The 867-nt window shown below is 61.2% G+C and carries 1 protein-coding gene; it reads right to left on the reverse strand.

Translation table 11 applies throughout. The features are described 5' to 3' along the window. Nucleotides 1-867, reverse strand: an 867-nt coding sequence (locus AB3X89_RS39960; RefSeq protein WP_368588027.1) for an AMP-binding protein, incomplete at both ends; no start/stop codon positions are given.

Raw genomic sequence — 867 nt, forward strand, 5'->3', positions numbered from 1 at the left:
AACGGCACCGGCGCGCCATGACCGTCCAGCAGATAAACCCGCGTGTTCGCAATCGGACGGCCGATCGGGACCACTGACCCATTAAAATCAGCCGGGCAATTCCAGGCCGTTACGTCGATAGCAGCTTCCGTGGGACCATATAGATTGTGCAGACCGGTCCAAGGTAATACGCACCGAACCTTCTGCGTGAGGGAAGCAGAAAGCGCCTCTCCACTACACACGAGACGCTGTAGGGAGGTGCAGCGATCAACGCCCTTCGTGTCCATGAAGCTGGCCAGCATGGATGGTACAAAGTGTGCGGTGGTGATGCGTTGGCCGACTATCAGGTTTACAAGCGCATCCGGGTCTTTGTGTACACCAGGAACCGCCAGCACCAGGGTTGCCCCTTCAAGCAAGGTCCAGAAGAATTCCCAGGCAGAGACATCGAAGCTAAACGGGGTCTTCTGCAAGACGACGTCAGCCGTATTGAGTGCATAGGCCTTTTGCATCCAGATCAGGCGATTAACGATAGCCCGATGCTCATTCTGTGCCCCCTTGGGCGTGCCGGTGGATCCGGAGGTGTAAATCACATAGGCGAGATGGCGCGAGGTCAGGCCGAGCGCACGCGGGTCCGGGTCGGAGAACGGCAGGTTCGCCCACTCCGGCGTCGCCGTCTCCAGATCGACCGCTATCACATTAGTCAGCACCTCGGGGCCAAGTGCGGCGCGGCCGGCCGCATCGCAAAGCAGCAGCTGCGGAGCGGCATCGCCCAGCACCTGGCGCAACCGCGCCGACGGATAAGCCGGATCCAGCGGTAGATAGGCGCCCCCCGCCTTCAGGATCGCCAAGAGCCCCACCACCATCGCCGCGCTGCGCTCCACGCAGATC

Origin of the sequence: Paraburkholderia sp. BR14320, from assembly GCF_040948665.1 — a bacterium.
GTDB lineage: Bacteria > Pseudomonadota > Gammaproteobacteria > Burkholderiales > Burkholderiaceae > Paraburkholderia > Paraburkholderia youngii.